This window comes from Pedobacter steynii (assembly GCF_001721645.1).
Classification (GTDB): Bacteria; Bacteroidota; Bacteroidia; order Sphingobacteriales; family Sphingobacteriaceae; genus Pedobacter; species Pedobacter steynii_A.
The window spans coordinates 2,855,469-2,869,187 of record NZ_CP017141.1 but is presented as its reverse complement, the minus strand read 5'-3'; the positions used below and the strand labels follow the sequence as shown (position 1 = coordinate 2,869,187).

13 protein-coding genes are annotated in these 13,719 nt (G+C 40.8%); 10 read left to right on the top strand and 3 right to left on the bottom strand.

The window, feature by feature from the left end:
• Positions 1-2: 2 nt before the first annotated feature.
• On the bottom strand, positions 3-242 hold the full coding sequence (locus tag BFS30_RS11940; RefSeq protein WP_069379509.1) for an isoleucyl-tRNA synthetase: 240 nt from the start codon (positions 240-242) through the stop codon (positions 3-5).
• Positions 243-482: 240 nt separating this feature from the next.
• On the opposite strand from BFS30_RS11940, the gene ileS reads away from it, so the two are divergent.
• The 5 genes from ileS (at position 483) to BFS30_RS11915 (ending at position 6,301) form a co-directional block, all read left to right on the top strand.
• The gene (ileS, locus tag BFS30_RS11935; RefSeq protein ID WP_069379508.1) at positions 483-3,878 is read left to right on the top strand and encodes an isoleucine--tRNA ligase; all 3,396 of its coding nucleotides are present in this window, start codon (positions 483-485) and stop codon (positions 3,876-3,878) included.
• Between the two features lie 4 nt (positions 3,879-3,882).
• On the top strand, positions 3,883-4,266 hold the full coding sequence (locus BFS30_RS11930) for a TraR/DksA family transcriptional regulator (protein WP_069379507.1): 384 nt from the start codon (positions 3,883-3,885) through the stop codon (positions 4,264-4,266).
• A complete protein-coding gene (locus BFS30_RS11925; protein WP_069379506.1) occupies positions 4,266-4,868 on the top strand; it encodes a lipoprotein signal peptidase in 603 nt (200 codons plus the stop codon). Before BFS30_RS11930 ends, BFS30_RS11925 begins: the two co-directional genes overlap by 1 nt.
• A gap of 206 nt (positions 4,869-5,074) precedes the next feature.
• Positions 5,075-5,779, top strand: a complete 705-nt coding sequence (locus tag BFS30_RS11920; RefSeq protein ID WP_069382404.1) for an SIMPL domain-containing protein — start codon at positions 5,075-5,077, stop codon at positions 5,777-5,779.
• A 207-nt stretch (positions 5,780-5,986) separates the two neighbouring features.
• Positions 5,987-6,301, top strand: coding sequence for a hypothetical protein (locus tag BFS30_RS11915; protein ID WP_069382403.1), 315 nt, complete (start codon positions 5,987-5,989; stop codon positions 6,299-6,301).
• 76 nt (positions 6,302-6,377) lie between these two features.
• Here BFS30_RS11915 and serS read toward each other — a convergent pair whose 3' ends face one another.
• Entirely contained in the window at positions 6,378-7,649 is a 1,272-nt protein-coding gene (serS, locus tag BFS30_RS11910; RefSeq protein WP_069379505.1) for a serine--tRNA ligase, read from the bottom strand.
• A gap of 80 nt (positions 7,650-7,729) precedes the next feature.
• Here serS and rsmI point away from each other — a divergent pair, with 80 nt between their 5' ends.
• The 5 genes from rsmI (at position 7,730) to BFS30_RS11885 (ending at position 12,078) form a co-directional block, all read left to right on the top strand.
• Positions 7,730-8,437, top strand: a complete 708-nt coding sequence (gene rsmI / locus BFS30_RS11905; RefSeq protein ID WP_208603051.1) for a 16S rRNA (cytidine(1402)-2'-O)-methyltransferase — start codon at positions 7,730-7,732, stop codon at positions 8,435-8,437.
• A 37-nt stretch (positions 8,438-8,474) separates the two neighbouring features.
• Complete coding sequence (locus tag BFS30_RS11900) at positions 8,475-9,125, top strand: PH domain-containing protein (protein ID WP_069379503.1); 651 nt, start codon at positions 8,475-8,477, stop codon at positions 9,123-9,125.
• Between the two features lie 28 nt (positions 9,126-9,153).
• Positions 9,154-10,776 carry an apolipoprotein N-acyltransferase gene (gene lnt, locus BFS30_RS11895; RefSeq protein WP_069379502.1) on the top strand — a complete coding sequence of 541 codons (1,623 nt, stop codon included), beginning with the start codon at positions 9,154-9,156 and terminating at the stop codon, positions 10,774-10,776.
• A gap of 33 nt (positions 10,777-10,809) precedes the next feature.
• Positions 10,810-11,622, top strand: coding sequence for an AraC family transcriptional regulator (locus tag BFS30_RS11890; protein ID WP_069379501.1), 813 nt, complete (start codon positions 10,810-10,812; stop codon positions 11,620-11,622).
• A gap of 75 nt (positions 11,623-11,697) precedes the next feature.
• The gene (locus tag BFS30_RS11885; RefSeq protein WP_069379500.1) at positions 11,698-12,078 is read left to right on the top strand and encodes a glyoxalase; all 381 of its coding nucleotides are present in this window, start codon (positions 11,698-11,700) and stop codon (positions 12,076-12,078) included.
• On the opposite strand, the gene BFS30_RS11880 is transcribed toward BFS30_RS11885, so the two are convergent.
• On the bottom strand, positions 12,075-13,715 hold the full coding sequence (locus tag BFS30_RS11880; RefSeq protein WP_069379499.1) for an NAD+ synthase: 1,641 nt from the start codon (positions 13,713-13,715) through the stop codon (positions 12,075-12,077). The two genes, BFS30_RS11885 and BFS30_RS11880, sit on opposite strands and share 4 nt — an antisense overlap.
• Positions 13,716-13,719: the final 4 nt, after the last annotated feature.

The window sequence follows — 13,719 nt, the reverse complement described above, 5'->3', positions numbered from 1 at the left end:
TTTCAGGTTCCCTCTTCTTGTTTTTCAGGCTCCAGTTCCACGTTACCTTGTTTATCCTTTTTGGCAAAGAATATAGGATAGAGAAACAACAAGGCTCCGGCTATAAATAAAAAACCTGCAAGTTCGAGCATATAAATACTGGACTCCATATCGTTTACATTCATCACCTTATAGGCTATTAATGCAATTATACCCAGAATAATGGCGATCACTGCTTTTTGGAGTTTCAGTATTTTTATCATAACAGGAGGGCTTTAAATAATTAACCAGTAGGCAACAAAAATCAAACCAATAGTAAAAAAGAAAAGCCTGTCTCTTTAGGCGAGGGGCGGATAAATCTATTTTTTTTCCTATTTTACGATCCTGATTTATAACAACATCGGGATTGCAGGGATCGTCGTCAATATGATGATGATAAGACTACATTTTTTAATTCTAAAAACGTAACTTTGCATCCTTAATTTTTTGGAGATACTTGATTGATGTATAGGGAATTTAAACAACTGGAACTAGCGAAAATAGGAAAAGAGATACTTGATTTTTGGAAAGCGGAAAACATCTTTGAAAAGAGCATTTCTACACGTTCAAAATCGAACCCATTTACTTTTTATGAGGGCCCGCCTTCCGCTAACGGAATGCCAGGGATTCATCATGTAATGGCGCGTGCCATTAAAGATATTTTTTGCCGTTATAAAACTTTAAAAGGTTTTCAGGTAAAACGCAAAGGCGGATGGGATACTCACGGGTTACCTATTGAGCTCGCTGTAGAGAAAAAATTAGGCATTACGAAAGAAGATATCGGAAAGAAAATTTCCGTTGAAGAATACAATACGGCCTGTCGTGAGGAAGTCATGAAATACACAGATGTATGGAATGACCTTACGGAGAAAATGGGTTATTGGGTAGATCTTGAAAACCCATATGTGACCTATGAAAATGAGTATATCGAATCACTTTGGTCGATCTTAAAGTCATTTTACAACAAAGGTCTGCTATACAAAGGCTATACGGTGCAACCTTATTCGCCTGCTGCAGGAACAGGATTAAGCTCACATGAGCTGAATCAGCCAGGCACTTATAAGATGTTGAAAGACACCTCGATTACTGCTCAGTTTTTCCTTAAGAAAGACCAGGAACATCCTTTGATGGCCCAGCTTTTTGAAAACGAGAAAGAGGAAACAGCAATCATTGCCTGGACCACCACTCCATGGACTTTACCTTCCAACTGTGCTTTGGCTGTCGGAGATAAGATCACCTATGTGAAGATCAAAACTTTTAACCCATACACCTTCCTTCCTGTAAGTGTGGTGTTGGCGAAAGACCTGGTAGCTAAACACTTTAAAGCAGATGCGAAAGACCTTTCTTTTGAGGACTATAAAGGCGGAGATAAACTGATCCCATGGACGGTAGCAACAGAATTTAAAGGAAAAGACCTGGTAGGTTTACATTACCACCAACTGATGGCTTATGTGACCAATGAAGATCTGGAAGCTAATGCTTTCCGTGTAATTCCTGGTGATTTCGTGACTACAGAAGACGGAACCGGAATTGTACATACCGCTTCGATATTTGGTGCAGACGATTTTCGTGTCGCCAGAGAAAACGGCGTACCTTCAGTCCTGATCAAAGACGAAAACGGCAATGAAGCTCCATTAGTAGACAAACAAGGTAAATTCGTTAAAGAAGTAACTGACTTTGCCGGCCGTTATGTAAAAGAAGAATATTACTCAGACGAAGAGCGCGCTGCTGCTGACTTTAAACCAACTGATGTGCTGATTGCCATCAAATTGAAAGAAAACAACAAAGCATTCGACGTAAAGAAATACGAGCACAGTTATCCACATTGCTGGAGAACTGATAAACCAATCCTTTATTATCCTCTGGATAGCTGGTTTATCAAAACCACTTCAGTAAAGGAGAAAATGGTGGCTTTAAACAAAACCATTAACTGGAAACCTGAAGCAACTGGAACCGGACGCTTTGGCAACTGGCTGGAAAACCTGGTAGACTGGAACCTTTCCCGTTCACGCTATTGGGGAACTCCCCTTCCAATCTGGCGTACTGCTGATGGCCAGGAGGAGAAATGTATCGGTTCTATCGAAGAACTGAATGCAGAAATCCAGAAGTCTGTAGCCGCTGGTTTTATGGAAGCAGGTTTTGAACTAAAAGACATGCACCGCCCTTACGTGGATGATGTGATCTTAACCTCTTCAACCGGAGAGAGAATGGTTCGTGAGCTCGACCTGATCGACGTTTGGTTTGACAGTGGTGCTATGCCTTATGCGCAATGGCATTTCCCATTTGAAAATAAAGAAGATTTTGAGCATGCTTATCCTGCAGATTTTATTGCAGAGGGTGTGGATCAGACCCGTGGCTGGTTCTTTACGCTACATGCTATTGCAGTGATGTTAAGTGAATCCAGTGACGAAATCAAGGCCATCAACGAAAAAGTAGGTAATCCTGGAGTAGCCTTCAAAAATGTGGTATCCAATGGATTGGTACTGGATAAAAACGGCAATAAAATGTCTAAACGTTTAGGCAATGGCGTAGATCCTTTCTCAACTATAGAGACTTACAGTGCCGATGCAACCCGTTGGTACATGATCAGCAACGCTTCACCGTGGGACAATCTTAAGTTCAATATAGATGGACTGGATGAGGTACGCCGCAAGTTTTTCGGTACACTTTACAACACTTACTCTTTCTTTGCTTTATATGCAAATATCGACAAGTTTGTAATCGATATACACAACGAGACACCGGTAGCTGAACGCAGTGAACTGGACCGTTGGATCTTATCTTTATTACAGACGCTAATTGCGGAGGTAGATGAAAGTTATGAGACTTATGAACCAACCAAAGCTTCAAGAGCAATCCAGACATTTGTAGATGAGCACCTGAGCAACTGGTACATCCGTTTATCCCGCCGCCGTTTCTGGAAGGGGGAAATGACTGCAGATAAAAAAGCAGCTTATGAGACTTTATATACCTGTCTGACCAGCATTGCACAGATCATGTCGCCGGTAGCGCCATTCTTTGCAGACTGGTTATTCCAGAACCTTTCTGTAGCAGATCATAACAATACTGTGGAATCGGTTCACCTGACCTTATGGAAAGAAGCAGACAGCACACTGATCGATAAGGAACTGAACGAGCGCATGGAGCTGGCACAGAACATTTCTTCAATGGTGCTTTCTCTACGTAAGAAAAGCAGCATTAATGTTCGGCAGCCTTTAGCTAAAATTTTAGTTCCGGTACTGGATAAGAAATTTGCAGAGCGTGTAGAACTGGTAAAAGAACTGATCCTTTCGGAGACTAATATCAAGGATATTGAATACATTACCGACACTGCCGGCTTCATCAAGAAAAAAATCAAACCAAACTTTAAGGCTCTCGGACCTAAAGTAGGTAAGGACATGAAAACGGTAGCTGAAGTAATTAATAATCTTGACCAGGAACAACTTGCGCAGTTTGAAGCAGCAGGGGAATATGCAATTCCGGGCACGGAATATGTAGTTGCCCTGGCTGATGTAGAGATCATCGCCGAAGATATTCCTGGATGGCAAGTGACTAATTTAGGAAATCTGACTGTTGCACTGGATGTTACCATTACAGATGAACTAAAACAGGAAGGTTTATCACGTGAGCTGATTAACAGAATCCAGAACCTGAGAAAGGAACTGAACTTTGAGGTTACTGATAGGATTACGGTGTCTTTACAAAACGATAATTTGATCGCGAACGCGGTAGCACAAAATAAAACATACATTTGTTCGGAAATCTTAGCGGATAAAATTAATTTAATAGATAATTTAGATAATGGAAACAAAATCGTAATCGACGATGTTGAACTACATATTTCGATTGCAAAACAATAATATTATGGAAAAAGCTACAAAAACAAGGTATTCTGATAGTGAACTTCAAGAGTTTAAAGAATTAATTCAGGAAAAATTACGTATGGCCAGAGAAGAATTTCTTTCTCTAACCAGCTCATTAAGTAGCCCCAACTCTAACGGAACTGAAGACACCTCAGGAACATATAAAACCTTGGAAGACGGGTCTGCTACATTGGAGAAAGAGCAATTGAATCAACTGGCTGCACGTCAGAAAAAATTCATTGAAAATCTGGAAGCGGCGTTGGTACGTATCGAGAACAAAACTTACGGTATCTGCCGTGAAACAGGGAAACTAATCCAAAAAGAACGTCTTCGTGCGGTTCCGCATGCAACGTTAAGCATGGAAGCTAAAATGAAGCAAAGCTAATGAAAGGCTATACAAAACCTTTATTGATTATCTTTTTCGTTTTACTGGCCGACCAGGTTCTAAAGACCTGGATCAAAACCAATATGTACCTGGGTCAGGAGTTTAAGATCATAGGGAACTGGTTTATTATCCATTTCACGGAAAATAACGGAATGGCTTTCGGTCTTGAATTTGGCGGGGAGTTTGGTAAACTGTCTCTTTCTTTATTCAGAATAGCGGCAGTGGCAGGGATTGGATATGCATTACATTACCTGATTCAGAGAAAATACCATAGGGGATTAATTCTGAATGTAGCACTGATCTTTTCAGGAGCAGTGGGCAATATTATTGACTCCGTATTTTATGGAAAGATCTATGGATACGAAGGCTGGTTTCACGGACGTGTAGTAGACATGTTTTATTTTCCTATCCTGCAGGGCAACTTCCCTTCATGGGTACCCATCTGGGGAGGAGAAGATTTCGTCTTCTTCAGGCCGGTTTTTAACATCGCTGATGCCGCAATCTCTGTAGGGGTAGTCATTATCCTCATCTATCAGAAAACCTATTTCAAGGAAGAGGTAAAGGAAGAGATCGGCCCAAACAATGAGATGGTAGAAGACTAGAAATTTTCTAAAAAAATATCAGTCCGTAAAGTGATCGCTTTACGGACTTTTTTATTTATGAGTAAAATTTCATAAATATTTTTCTCATAAAATCATCCTAATAATGAGTCAGTTAAGAAATAATCTGTAAATTGTTAACTCCCGGATATGGAATTGGTCTGATATTTACATCTTCTTATCAAATACACAAAAGAAAAATCAATATTATGAAAAAGTTATTAGCCCTTGCCTTCGTTGCCTTATTTAGTTTAAGTGCCATGGCTCAACAAGTAGATCTAAGAAAAAAGATAAGTGTCAGCGGATCTGCAGAAACTGAAGTGACTCCAGATATCATCTATATCAGCATCTCCCTGAAAGAATATCTGAAAGATAACAACAGTAAGAAAAAGGTAGAAATCACCACTTTAGAAAGTCAATTGTATAAAGCCATTCAGGATGCCGGCATTTCCAAAGAAAACTTAACCATCAACAACGTATCCGGTTATAGTATTGCTGAGAAAAAGAAAAACCCGGATTTTCTGGTTAGCAAACAATATCGTTTGAAAGTATCAGACCTTAACAAATGGAATGAAATCATTGGTTCAGTAGATCCTAAAGGTGTAGCGTATACCAATATAGATAGCTATGATTACTCTAAGATCGAAGCCCTAAAAAAAGAGCTTAAAATCAAAGCCCTTCAGGCTGCAAAAGCTAAAGCAACTTATTTAGTAGAAGCATTAGGCAATCAACTGGGAAGCATCATTGATATTCAGGAATTGAACAACGAATCTTATCCTCAGCCAATGTACCGTGCCAACGTCATGATGATGAAAGCAGAAAGTGCAGATGCCATGGGCGGGGCTGCTCCGGAAATTGATTTCAAGAAAATAAAATTGAATTACACAATGAATACCGTGTTTGAGATCAAATAATGATGCCTTTAAGAGTATACAGTTTAACAGAAAACATTCCTTTATAGGAAATAAACACTGGTAAACACCAAAAAAATATTCTTTAGCTATCTTGCTTAAACAGTGTTAAAAGGGGATTATATCCACATTTGGATGCTTCTGAAAACCTATCAAAAATTTTTGGTAGGTTTTTTGTTATTTAAACAGAAATCACAAAACCTAAATCACATGAAAAAATTCATTTACTCACTGGCCTTAATCTTTATGCTGGGCGTTAGCGCGAACACAGTTCTTGCAGCAGACAAATCCGAAAAGAATAAAACGGAAATGACCGTTGAACAACAGGCACAATTAAAAAGAATTACAGAACGGGTAGAGGAAATCAGGTCAATGGATAAGTCGCATTTATCCAGAGCAGAAAAGAAAGAACTGCGTAAGGAGCTAAGAGAACTGAAAAAACAATCTAAAGCCATAGGTGGAGGTGTTTATCTTTCTGTAGGAGCGATCATTATCATTATTCTTTTATTGATCTTAATACTATAATATTCTCATCTACCGGTGAAATAAAAAAACCTTCTCCATAATAGAGAAGGTTTTTTTATTGGAAGATCTTTAATACTTAATCAATATATTCAAACCCGGTATATTTTACCAGAACTTCCGGGATCTTAATTCCTTTATCAGTTTGGTTATTTTCCAGAATAGAGGCCACAATACGCGGTAAAGCCAAGGCACTTCCATTTAAGGTATGTGCCAGCTGAGTTTTTCCGGTAGCACCTTTAAATCTTAATTTCAAACGGTTACTCTGGTAAGTTTCAAAGTTGGAAACTGAAGAAACCTCCAGCCAGCGTTGCTGTGCGGCACTCCATACTTCCATATCATAGGTTTTTGCAGAAGTGAACCCCATATCGCCACCGCATAAGCTTAAGACCCTGTAATGCAGACCGAGCTCTTTCAGCAGTGTTTGTACATAACTGCTCATCTGCTCCAGCACCTCGTAAGATTTTTCCGGATGTACCACTTGTACCAGCTCTACCTTATCAAACTGATGTAAACGATTCAAGCCTCTTACATGCGCGCCATAAGAACCTGCCTCACGACGGAAACATGGGGTATATGCGGTATTTCTAACTGGAAGTTCTTCCTCTTTCAGAATAACATCCCGGTATAAATTCGTTACCGGAACTTCTGCTGTGGGAATCAGATACAGATTATCAACTCCTGCATGGTACATCTGACCTTCTTTATCCGGCAACTGGCCGGTCCCAAATCCGGAAGCTTCATTAACCAGGTGAGGCACCTGCATTTCTCTATATCCTGCTTCTACTGCACGATCAAGAAAGAAATTGATCAATGCTCTTTGTAAGCGGGCTCCTTTTCCTTTATAAACAGGGAAACCTGCACCAGCAATTTTTGTTCCCAGTTCAAAATCGATGATATCATATTTAGCAGTCAGCTCCCAGTGCGGCACCGCGTTTTCAGCCAGTACTGCAGGTTCACCATGTATCAGCACAACTTCATTTTCTTCCGGAGTTGCACCTGCAGGTACCGAGTCATGGGGCAGGTTAGGTAATTGTACAATCAGGTGGTACAATTTATCTTCTGCTTCAGCCAATACATCAGAAAGGTTTTTGATCTGCTCTTTGTTTGCTGTAGTTTCCGATTTCAATATATCCGCTTCCTCTTTTTTACCATTACGCATCAGCTCACCAATTTGTTTAGCACTGGAATTTGCGATAGCAGAAAGGGAGTCTAAGGAGGTTTGAGCTTGTCTACGCTCTTCATCAATTTTAATAATTTCATCCACCAATTCAGGCTGTTTGAAATTACGGACAGACAGTCGTTCTAAAACTTTCTCTCTATTTTCGCGGATATAGTTAACTTGCAACATTATTTTATTTTTTAAACAAAGATAATAACTTAACTCGTCATTGCGAGCCCATTTGGCCCTGCATAGCGAAAAAAATAACTATGGAAGGCAAACTATTTCTTGTTCCAACGCCAATAGGCAACCTTGAGGATATGACCTTCAGGGCGATAAGAATCTTAAAAGAGGCCGATGTGATTCTGGCCGAAGATACCCGGACCAGCGCCCCCATGCTGAAACATTTCGGCATTGATAAGAAAGCATATTCCCATCACCAGCACAATGAACATCAGGCAACCTCAGAAATCATTAAGTTTCTAAAGGAAGGAAAGAACGTGGCCCTGATCTCTGATGCAGGCACACCTGCCATCTCCGACCCTGGCTTTTTCCTGGTAAGAGAGGCCATCAAAAACGAGCTGGCTGTAGAATGTTTACCAGGAGCAACCGCCTTTGTCCCGGCATTAGTCAACTCCGGACTTCCATCCGATACTTTTATTTTTGAAGGTTTTTTACCCGTAAAAAAAGGCAGACAAACACGATTCAAAAAACTGGCTGAAGAAGATCGCACCATAATCCTCTATGAAAGTCCGCACAGATTATTGAAAACTCTGGAGGAGTTTGCCGAATATTGCGGGGAAGACCGCCAGGCATCCGTAAGTCGGGAGCTGACAAAAATGTATGAGGAAACCGTAAGGGGGACTTTACTGGAGATTAAAACACATTTTGAAAACAACATATTAAAAGGAGAGTTTGTGATTTGTGTGGCGGGAAAAACAGAAGTGAAGAAGTCTAAATACGAGAAAGATAAATAGGTTCAATTTTTGATAGTATGATATAAAAAGCATTAACATGATATTAATAGATAGATTTTTAAGTGACGAACAAGATCCTAAGGCTGTTGAAAAAGTGTTGGGAAAATTAAATGACATGCTCAGCGCAAATGAAGAACTGATCTATATGGCGGTACAAAAAAGACCAGCTGTAAATCTGCTTCCGACCTGCATTGCCGTAAGTAACAAACGTATTTTCTATTGTGAGCCAGGCAATTTTGGAATCACTATGAATTTTAAAGACATCTCCTGGAAGACCATCAAAGAGATCTCTTTTAAAGAAGAAATATTTGGTTCTAAATTTATCTGCGTGCCTACACATGGAGAAAACATCATTACAGAATACATTCCTAAAGTACAGGCCCGCAAATTATATCAGGCAGCACACGAACAACTGGCAGAGTTTAAAGAGCAGCAACGCCAGATCGAACTGGAAGAAAGACGCTCTTCCACTTCTCCAGTAACCGTAAATACCATTCCTGAGCCTAAAGTAGTGGAAGAGCCGGTAGCATTCGTTCCCCCTGCTCCTGTTATCCCCCCAGCTCCGGTAGAAGAGCCCGAAGATGAAACAACCATCAAACTAAGAAAATTAAAAACCTTGTACGATAAACAGCTGATTACCCTTGAAGAATACGAGGCGAAAAAAGCAGACGTACTAGACAATTTCTAATTCATAAAGCAGCACGATAACACCCCCAATGAATTTAAAAAACACGACGCTCCTGGCTTTGTCAAGCGCATTCTTAATGTGGTTGGCATGGCCTCCCATACCCTATACCGCTCCCCTTTTACTATTGGCTATGGTTCCTTTACTTATCGCCATCAAACAAATCAGTAACGGTGAAAAAGAGAAAAAAGGAAAACGTGTTTTTTTAACGGCAGGTTTAACCTTCCTTATTTGGAATACTGCCTGCATATATTGGGTTTATAATGCAATCAGCGCTTATAACAGTGCTTTTGTCGCCTTTCTCATATCCCTTATTCCATATGGTTTAGGGGCCTTACTGATGACCTTCACTTTCTGGCTATATTACCGTTTGAGCAGGTACACCTCTAAATGGATAGCTTATGCGGGGCTCATCAGTTTCTGGATCAGTATGGAATACCTGCACCAAACCTGGGATCTGGCCTTTCCATGGATGACCCTTGGAAATGGTTTTGCAACCAGTCATCAGCTGGTACAATGGTATGAGTATACCGGGGTGTATGGTGGTTCATTGTGGATACTGATTAGTAATATACTTGCGTTTGAAGCTTATCAGGCTTTCAGATCCCAGATGGGATACCTTAAATTCAGGCCGCTGATTCCGCTTACCCTGGTAATTCTGTTACCGATTATTTCTTCATTGACCAGATATGCCGATTACGAGGAAAAAGTTGTCCCGGTAAATGTGGTCACTGTGCAGCCCAACATTGATCCTTATGAGAAACTCGGTGGCATTTCTCCTCAGGAGCAAATGCGCACATTAAGCCGACTTTCGGATTCTGTCGGACAACCCAATACAGAATACTTCATCTGGCCGGAAACAGCAATTCCGAACTACAGCGATGAGGACCGTATCAGAAGCAATCCGGACTTTACACAGCTTCAGGATTTCCTTTCAAAATATAAAAACGGAACACTAATTACCGGCATTGAAAGTGTTAAACAATATCATTCTGCAAAGACGATCAGTGCGAAATTCGATGAAAACAGCGGGGTCTATTATGATAATTTCAATACCGCGATGCAGGTAGAGAACTCCGCAAACGTACAGTTCTATCACAAATCAAAGCTTGTTCCTGGTGTAGAAAAAATGCCTTTTCCAAATGCCCTGGCTTTTCTGAAGCCGGTATTTGCTCAGCTGGGTGGTACGGTAAGCGGCTGGGGGTGGCAGGAAAATCCTGCAGTTATGTATGCACAAAGCGGCATTGGTGTTGCACCAGTGATTTGTTATGAATCCCTTTGGGGCGACTGGATTGGTAAGTCTGTAAAGGAGGGCGCTCAGTTCATCGCCATTATCACCAATGATGGCTGGTGGGGAAATACCTCAGGAAAAGACCAGCATCTGTTATACGCCAAATTACGAGCCATAGAAACCAGAAGGTGGGTGGTCCGTTCAGCCAATACGGGAATTTCCGGTTTTATCGACCAGAAAGGGGACCTGGTAAAACAAAGCAAGTGGTGGACACGGACTGCATTAAAAGCAGACCTCAATCTGAATAGCGATCTTACTTTTTACGTAGAAAATGGCGACCTTATTGCAAAGCTGTTCTCCCTCAGTGCAGTTTTATTGGCGTTAATTATCCCCTATAGAAAATGGGTTAAAAAGGCTTCCTAAAAATCATTAACTTTATGTTGAGGCTTATCTTTTATGAAATACTTCAGCATTGCTCCTTCAGAAAAACTAGCCGGCCTGGTCCGTTGTTTCTGGGTATTGGAAATGGAAAATTTCGAAGGAGTACCTTACATCCACCGCACAATGGCAGATGGATGCATAGAAATGGTTTTTCATTATCAGGGCGTTTTTGATGAGTTACTAAATAATAATCAGCAAGTTCCCTCTTTTTCCTCCGGGATATCGGGGCCTTCACAGGAATTCAGGCGATTTTCAATTAACAATCATTTTGGCATATTCGGGGTCTACCTTTATCCTTTTGCCCTACCTGAATTGTTTGATATCCCAGCTCTTGCCCTGACGAATGAGATGGTTGATACCGGAACTATCTTAGGGGCGGCAGGAAAAGAGCTGGAAGAAAAAATGGTGCTTGCTCCCGATAACAAGACGAGAGTTGCAATCATCAGTCAGTATCTGGAATCGAAACTCACACAACGCAAAACCCGGAATAACGGAATTTCAGAAACCATCCGGCAGATCATCAACACAGACGGAAGAAGTAATGTGCAGCGTCTGGCTGATGACAGTTTTCTGTCTATCCGTCAGTTTCAACGAAATTTTAAAGAACACGCAGGCTTTAGCCCTAAACTCTTTACCAGAATCATCAGATTTCAAACTGCCTTGCGCAAGTATCCTGAAAAGGAATTCCTTTCTCTGACAGATATCGCCTATGATTGTGGCTATTATGACCAATCTCATTTTATCCACGATTTCAAAGAATTCTCCGGACATCACCCGGGAGTTTATTTCTCCGGAAATGCGGAAGGAACAAAATGGATCACGGCTTAAGAATGTCGTGTTTTTCCAATTTTCGTTCATGACCCAAACCTACATTTGTGGTATAACTCATTAAATAATAACATTATGAATACTCCAAGACAACATCAGGCAGTAATGCCATATCTTATGCTGGAAGGCGCTCAGAAGTTTACAGACTTTATAAAAAAAGTATTTGATGCAGAGGTTACCCAGCAGCATCAGCGGGTAGACCAGAGCGGCTTACTAATGCACGGAGAAGCACAGATTTCAGGCAGCACCATTATGTATTGCGACGCAGTTGGGTCCTGGGGAGTTGCGGTATCGAATTTGTTTATCTACGTAGACAACGCGGATGAGCGTTTCCATAAAGCCATTGAAGCAGGTGCAACAACCGTGATGGAACTTTCCGATAAGGAATATGGACGTACCTGCGGTGTTAAAGATACCACAGGTAACGTATGGTGGATCACCTCCCTAAAGTCTTAAGAAAGATATTTCCCAACAATAGGCATTCTTCTGCCCATTCCAAATGCTTTAGGCGATACCCTTAAAATCGGCGGAGTCTGATAACGCTTAAATTCCGCCGTATTTACCATTTTAATAATCCTTCTTACCAATGCTTCGTCATAACCCTGTGCAATAATTGCAGACGAGCTTTTTTTCAGTTCAATGTACTGGAATAGAATTTTATCCAGAATATCATAATCAGGCAAGGAATCGGAATCCTTTTGCCCGGGCCGCAGTTCTGCAGAAGGCGGTTTAATAATTGAGTTCTCCGGAATCACAATCCCGTCTTTATTGATATAGGCAGCCAGCTGGTAAACCTGTGTTTTATACACATCGCCAATCACACCTATTGCACCACACATGTCTCCATACAGCGTACCATACCCCACCGCACATTCGCTTTTATTAGAAGTATTCAACAATATATAACCAAATTTATTCGACATCGCCATCACTATAATCCCTCTGCACCTGGCCTGAATATTTTCCTCTGTCAGGTTAAAAGGCAAGCCGCTAAAAGCCGGAGCCATCATCTGATCAAAAGCATCTGCAGCCTCTTTGATTGGAATGATCTCATGTTTACAGCCAATATTTTTAACCAGGTCAAGCGCATCCTGAATCGAATGATCCGAAGAATATTTGGAAGGCATCAATACAGCCATAACATTCTCTGGTCCTAAAGCACGACAAGCCAATGCACAAACAATAGCTGAATCTATTCCACCTGAAAGCCCCAGTACTGCCTTGCTGAAACCAGATTTAGAAAAGTAATCTTTAATGCCTAAAATCAGTGCTTCATGGATGACTTCAATATCCGGAGCAGCCTGATGTTCAATAGGTGTATATCCTCTGAACTGATCGTCTTCCATTTCATAGACGCGAAGTTCTTCTTTAAAATAAGGCATTTCATCCAGCAGCTTGCCCTGTTTATCAAACACCATAGAACCACCATCAAAGATGATCTCCGTTTGAGCACCAACCTGATTCACATATAACAACGGTAACTTATATTTTTTAGCATTATCAGACAACACCACAACTCTTTCATCATCATGGCAATAAGAAAACGGAGAGGCTGCAATGTTAATCATCAGATCCGGCTTCTGACGAATCAGTTCGTCCATCGGAGAAGAAACATATAAAGGATTATTATTAATGTTCCAAAGGTCTTCACAAATGGTCAGCGCAATTTTTTTGCCTTTAAAACTGATACATTCAAAATGACTGGCAGGTTCAAAATAACGGTACTCATCAAACACATCATAGGTAGGCAATAAAGCCTTCTTCACAATATTTCTGATTTGACCATCTTCAATAAAATACGCAGCATTATACAGGTCTTTACCTGCGAGCACATCATTTTTTACAGGCAAACCGATAATACAGGCGATCCCCTGACAACTACAGGCAATTTCTCTTGCAGCAGTTTCACACAATTCTATGAACTCATCGAACTCCAGAAAATCACGGGCAGGATAACCACAAACCGCAAGCTCCGCAAACACAACCAGGTCTGCTCCTTTTGCCTTCGCCAGGCTAATGTGGTCTATTATTTTTTTGGTATTGTATTCAAAATTCCCAATATGATAATTGAGCTGTGCGAGTGCAATATTCATGTCT